The following is a 6,123-nucleotide window of genomic DNA, read 5'->3' as shown; positions in this document are numbered from 1 at the left end:
ACCAACCGCGATACACTCATAGTCCGTACGGGATTCGAACCCGTGTTACCGCCGTGAAAAGGCGGTGTCTTAACCCCTTGACCAACGGACCTGAGCTTTTTCAACTCTTTCTATTATACCTACTTTTAGAATTCTGTCAACTAGTTTGATTTGTTTTTTCTGAAATTTTTTTACTGGTTTTCATAGATTAGTTTTTATAAGTAAGAAAGAGAGGATATAAAAGTATCCTCTCTTGTATCTCGTCTACTAATATTTTAGTTTTCTTCAGCCATTTTTGATTTGACTTCATCATATGATAGGGCACGTGATTCCTCTTCTACTGATTCAGGCATTTTTCCTGTTTCGTAAAGAGATTTGATTTGTGTACTATCCAATGTTTCATATTTCAATAAGGCTTCTGCAATTAATTTATGCGTTTCACGATTTGATTGAATAATTTCAGCTGCTTTATTACGTGCTTCATTCAACAATGCTCGAACTTCTTCGTCAATTTCATAAGCTGTACGCTCTGAAATAGATTTTTGTGGAGTTTGAGCACCAAACATTGCATGATTTCCTTCGTATTGAACAGGTCCGAGTTTTTCACTCATACCATACTCTGTAACCATTGCACGCGCCATTTGTGTAGCTTGCTCAAAGTCGTTTGATGCACCTGTTGTTTGGACATTAAAGATAATTTCTTCAGCAACACGTCCACCCATCAAACCAGCTAATTGTTCTTTCATATCTTCTTTAGACAGCAACATTTGATCTTCTTTCGGAAGAGCAATCATGTAACCACCTGCACGACCACGTGGAACAATTGTTACCTTATGAACGACACGCGCATTTGATAAGACTAACCCCACGATAGTGTGCCCGGCTTCGTGATAAGCAACCATTTCACGTTCTTTTTGGGAAACAGTTTTATCTTTCTTAGAAGGCCCTGCAATAACGCGATCTTCTGCCTCATCAATATCAGAAGCATCAATGACTGATTTATTGCGACGGGCAGCAACTAATGCGGCTTCGTTCAATACATTTTCTAAATCAGCACCAACAAAACCTGGAGTTTGTTGTGCTACTAACTTCAAATCCACATCTTCTGCTAGAGGTTTATTTCTAGCATGGACTTTCAGAATTGCTTCGCGTCCTTTAACATCTGGACGACCAACCAATACTTTTCTGTCAAAACGACCTGGACGAAGAAGGGCTGGATCTAGAACATCTGAACGGTTCGTTGCTGCAATGACAATGATCCCTTCATTTCCTTCAAAACCATCCATTTCAATCAAGAGTTGGTTCAAGGTTTGTTCACGTTCATCATTACCTCCACCAAGACCGACACCACGTTGACGACCAACGGCATCAATTTCATCGATGAAGATAATAGCTGGTGCTGCTTTTTTAGCGTCCTCAAAGAGAGAACGTACACGGCTAGCACCGACACCGACGAACATTTCTACGAAGTCAGAACCTGAAATACTAAAGAACGGTACTCCAGCTTCTCCTGCTACTGCTTTAGCAAGTAATGTTTTACCAGTTCCCGGAGGGCCCTCTAAGAGAACACCAGCTGGGATACGAGCACCTAATTTTGTAAAGCGTTTTGGATCTTTCAAGAATTCAACAACTTCAACAAGTTCTTGTTTTTCTTCTTCAGCTCCTGCTACATCTGAAAAGCGTACTTTGATATCTTCCTTATTAGCAGCCTTAGCTTTACTGCGTCCAAAGCTCATCGGATTGCGTCCGCTATTTCCTCCCATATTTCCCATCATAGAAAATAGGAAGAAGAATAAAATGGCAAATGGCACTACCGAAACTAGGATGTTAATCCACATACCACTTGAGCTTTCGTGCTTGACTTCAACTTGTGTTTGGTGTTCACCAGCTAGTTTTTGCAAATCTGCTACAGTAGTATCCGATGGAAGAATAATACTTGTAAATTTTTCTACTTTTGTTGCAGAAGGTGTGAAAAACTGAATACCTGTTTCCGGTTTTTCTGTTTTAGCAGTTTTATAGACACCAGACACTTCAATAACACTACCACTTGGTTGATAGGTTATTTCTTTTACATTGTCATTAGTGATTTCCTGCACCAATTCTGAGTATTTAATTTGTTGACTGTGCCCGGCAGTTCTCCCAGCGAAAAAGTACTGGAATCCCGTTACTAGCAAGAAAATCATCAACAAATAAAGAAATGGATTTTTTATAAAACCATTATTTTGTTTTTGCATTCAACAACTTACCCTTCTATTTTGAGTAAACTTCCTCTTTTAATACGCCTACATAAGGAAGGTTACGATAATTTTCATTATAGTCTAAACCATAGCCTACAACGAATTCATTTGGAATTGTAAAACATGTATAATCTGCTTCAATTTCTACAGTACGTCCTTCTGGTTTATCCAGCATAGTAACAATCTTAACAGACGCTGCTTCTCTAGCAGTAAACATATCTCTCAAACTTTTTAATGTTTGTCCAGTATCAATAATATCTTCTACAAAGACAATGTGTCTACCTTTAACATCTTGAGTGACATCTTGTTTGATATTAATGACACCACTACTTACAGTTCCACCATGATAACTAGAAACCATCATAAAATCCATTTCAAGATGAGTGTCAATATATTTGACTAATTCTGCCATAAAAGGAATAGATCCTTTTAAAATTCCAACTAAAATCGGATTCTTACCTTCGTAATCTTTTGTCAATTGAGCACCTAACTTCTTAGCTGCTTCTGTAATTTCATCTTGTGAAATCAAAATCTTCTTGATATCTTGTTCTAACATGATTTTACCTATCTATTTTTTCTATATAAAGTACAGTGTTCATTATATCATTTTTCATTTTTATACTCAAATCACTGAGTTCGATTTCTAAAATTGAATAAATTTGTCCAAATTGCTCAACAATAATCGCATTTTTTCGTTTTTCTGTAGGTATTTTTAAATCAATAAAAAGTCGCCTTACTTTTTTTCGATGACCATTTATTATCAAATAATCACCTGGCTGTCGATGCCGCAAAATCAATGATGTTTCACGGGAAACATTTATTTGTTGAACATTTTCACCTTTTAGAGGAATTCCAAATGAAAATAGAAAACCTTCATAATGAACTTGATTTTGATAGTTTAACACACACTCGCTACTTTTTTCATCAGACTTTGGTCTGATTTTACCAATTTGAAAGTGCTGGTATTCTTTTATAAGTTCATAACCATTTTTTATATTATGGCGATATTGACTCTTAGTTTTTAAAATATGATGAATTTCTTGAAATTGTTCTCTTGTTACATTTAAATCAGCAAAACGACTAAGGTATTGTTGTAGTAAAGCTCTTTGTGCTGCTTCGGAAAAAGATAAAAACTGAGTTAAATCTTCCACATCAACCGCTTGAGATAATTCAGCCAGAGCAATTTGATAATCAGAAACTTCTTTTCCAAACTCTAAAATTGCTTTTTTTACCTGAACATTTTCTTTTTCTAACTGTGGCAGATAGAGGTTGCGAATACGATTGCGAAGATAGTGATTTTTTTTATTTGTTGAATCTTCAAAATGCTCAATTTCAGGAAAATCCTTCTTATAAAAGGACAACAAAGGACGAATCAACTCTCCCTTATCAAATATTTGTCTTTCTTTAATAGCCGATAAATGTTGTAGTCTAACACCTCTAATCAATCGCATAAAGATCGTCTCAACTTGATCATCTGCATGATGAGCTGTTACAAGAGCTGTAGATGAAGTTTTCTCCATCACTTCTCTAAAAAATTCATAGCGAAATTGACGAGCATTCGCTTCTGAAAAATCTCCAGTAAAACAAGCTACATAAATTGGAACTCCAGCTTGTTCAGCTAATTTTCTTAATTCATTTTCTTCCTTATCTGACTCTGGTCTTTGTTTATGATTTACATGAGCTAAAAACAATTCAATACCAAGTTCTTTTTGATAGGTCATAAGAAGTTGAAAAAGAAACATCGAATCCAATCCACCAGACAAGGCTAACACAACTCTTGAATGTCCTTCAAAGTAACCTTTTTCTAGAAAATGATTTAAAAAATCTCGGTCTCTCATTTTAGGACCTCGTAGACATCCTTAGCAATTTTAGAAATAGTATCGTAATCAGAATTTTTGGTAAAGATTGAAATAACGAAAGGAGAATCTGTATAGACTATTCCCACATCGTGTTTAAATTCATCTGCATCCCCAATTTTATGGGCTACCTTAGCAGAAATATTCTTAGCAATCCGCTGATTATCAAAAGATGTTTGTGAAAGAGATTCTAAAACAAAACCATTCTGATTATAAATAGATTCCATAACTTGACCAGCCATTTTAGCTGAAGCCAATTTATCTGTCACATCCCATTCCTCACCTGCGATAGTAGTCATCTCTTTTTTAAAGGCTTCATCTGATTTATTCGTAATATAATAAGCAAGAATATTATGAGCTACATTGTCAGATTCTTTTGCAGTTTTTGTGATTAAATCTTTGATAGTGTATTCTTTATTGTCCGCTGTTTTAGGGAGACTTCCGCTTCCTTCCGGTTTATAAGAACCAGGGAAATCATTAACTTCGGAAACATACTTCAATTTCGTGTCAAGTTGATAATCACCTTGATTGATTTTTTCCTGAACAGAATAAAGATAAGGTAATTTCATAACACTAGCAGCGTACATTTTTTGATTTTCATTAATGCCAGCTTCCTTACCTGTACTCAATTGTTTAATATAAATAGAGAATTGTTCATTTTGATAATTTGCAGATAGCAACTCTTGTACTTTCTGAATACGATTATCATCATCGGAAATATAATCCGTCGAAATCCAGCCCGTTTGCTTGATATGTAAAAATTCACGACCTTCAGCAAAAATAGACATATCTGCTTCAACTTCTTGATAAGGCGCTAAAGTAGACTTTAATTCTTGTTGATCATAAGGACTATTATAAACGACAAATCCCGGTTTTAACCATACTCGCTTAGAAAAATCGTTTACGATGGAACTATCGTATAAAAGTCGTTTATCAGCCATTACAAATTGATTATTTGACAATTTAAAGACAGGCTGTCCTTGTTTATTTAATCGCCATTCTAAAACAGATAATTTTGTTTCTGCATTTACTTTTCCTGATTCTTTAATCAGGTCTTCCGTAGAATAAACTGGCGTCTCACCATAAAATTTTGGAGATTCTATAGTATCTTGATAATAAAAGTGATGTGGAGTATGAGTCAAAGAATAAACTTCTTGTTTTGGAATGATAACTGGATTCTCAGTGCTTACTACTTGAACGCTTTTTAGGAAAATAGGAAGTAGTAATATCACTAAAAATTTACGCATTCTTTTTCTCCTCTTCTTCTTGCAGTCGTAATAGATGATTCTTTTGAGCTAACTCATCTAATTTTTCATCTGACTGACTTAAAAATTTTTCGATAATATCTAATAAATTTTCCATTTCGCATTACCTAGGAAGTAAGTCCGGAATTGTATAAACTTCCTCCCATGTTTTTGAATAATAATATTTTGCACGGGAATATTTAGCCGCATAGGATTCATCTTTTAGCTTAGTTGCTAAACTAGCTTCTTTATCCTTTTCATCGCTCAAGTCCTGATATTGTTTTTTCAAATCAGCTAGTTGCTGGCGACGTGTTAGTAATTGTTGGTAACTTTGTGCTAAATTGTAAGTTGGTAAGATGAATAGCAACATAATCAAAATCAAAACCCAACCCATAAAACGATTACGTTTTTGACGTTCTTCCATCATGTACTTACGTCGTTGGTGTTCATTTTGAATAAATGAATTATTCATTTGGACTATTTTTTTATACATCGTCTTCTACCCTTGTTTCACTGATAATTTCATACATTCCAGCTGCATCTTCTTTTTTTGTACTATCTTTCATTTCGAGCACCTTTACAAGCAACATTTTATTTCCAAAACGAATTTCAACCTGATCATTGATTTTTAAATCAGTTGAACTTTTAGCAAGGATACCATTAACCTTGATTCGCCCTTTATCTGCAACTTCCTTAGCTACCGTACGGCGTTTAATAATTCGTGATACTTTTAAATATTTATCTAATCTCATCTTATAATACCTCAAATTATTATTGTACCATTTTTATCCCTTTTATAGAAGAAAA

Annotated in this window: 7 protein-coding genes and 1 tRNA gene; all 8 read right to left on the bottom strand. The window is 34.7% G+C overall.

What is annotated here, in order from left to right; all coding sequences use genetic code 11:
• Nucleotides 1–19: 19 nt before the first annotated feature.
• Nucleotides 20–91: transfer RNA gene (locus QM859_RS07965), tRNA-Glu, on the bottom strand.
• A 163-nt stretch (nucleotides 92–254) separates the two neighbouring features.
• Nucleotides 255–2,213 carry an ATP-dependent zinc metalloprotease FtsH gene (ftsH, locus tag QM859_RS07960; protein ID WP_414262716.1) on the bottom strand — a complete coding sequence of 653 codons (1,959 nt, stop codon included), beginning with the start codon at nucleotides 2,211–2,213 and terminating at the stop codon, nucleotides 255–257.
• A 16-nt stretch (nucleotides 2,214–2,229) separates the two neighbouring features.
• Nucleotides 2,230–2,772, bottom strand: coding sequence for a hypoxanthine phosphoribosyltransferase (gene hpt / locus QM859_RS07955; RefSeq protein WP_006149113.1), 543 nt, complete (start codon nucleotides 2,770–2,772; stop codon nucleotides 2,230–2,232).
• A gap of 4 nt (nucleotides 2,773–2,776) precedes the next feature.
• Entirely contained in the window at nucleotides 2,777–4,054 is a 1,278-nt protein-coding gene (gene tilS, locus QM859_RS07950) for a tRNA lysidine(34) synthetase TilS (protein WP_414262715.1), read from the bottom strand.
• Nucleotides 4,051–5,319 carry a serine hydrolase gene (locus QM859_RS07945; RefSeq protein WP_414262714.1) on the bottom strand — a complete coding sequence of 423 codons (1,269 nt, stop codon included), beginning with the start codon at nucleotides 5,317–5,319 and terminating at the stop codon, nucleotides 4,051–4,053. The genes tilS and QM859_RS07945 overlap by 4 nt, the downstream gene beginning before the upstream one ends.
• Nucleotides 5,312–5,434 (bottom strand): SP_0009 family protein, encoded by a 123-nt coding sequence (locus QM859_RS07940; protein WP_414262713.1) that lies wholly within the window; start codon nucleotides 5,432–5,434, stop codon nucleotides 5,312–5,314. Before QM859_RS07940 ends, QM859_RS07945 begins: the two co-directional genes overlap by 8 nt.
• 6 nt (nucleotides 5,435–5,440) lie before the next feature.
• On the bottom strand, nucleotides 5,441–5,809 hold the full coding sequence (locus tag QM859_RS07935) for a septum formation initiator family protein (RefSeq protein WP_004250925.1): 369 nt from the start codon (nucleotides 5,807–5,809) through the stop codon (nucleotides 5,441–5,443).
• Nucleotides 5,802–6,068, bottom strand: coding sequence for an RNA-binding S4 domain-containing protein (locus QM859_RS07930; protein ID WP_024053357.1), 267 nt, complete (start codon nucleotides 6,066–6,068; stop codon nucleotides 5,802–5,804). Before QM859_RS07930 ends, QM859_RS07935 begins: the two co-directional genes overlap by 8 nt.
• Between the last annotated feature and the right edge of the window lie 55 nt (nucleotides 6,069–6,123).

Source organism: Streptococcus infantis, from assembly GCF_047463175.1.
GTDB lineage: Bacteria > Bacillota > Bacilli > Lactobacillales > Streptococcaceae > Streptococcus > Streptococcus infantis_AC.
This window is presented reverse-complemented; position numbering and strand designations above follow the sequence as displayed.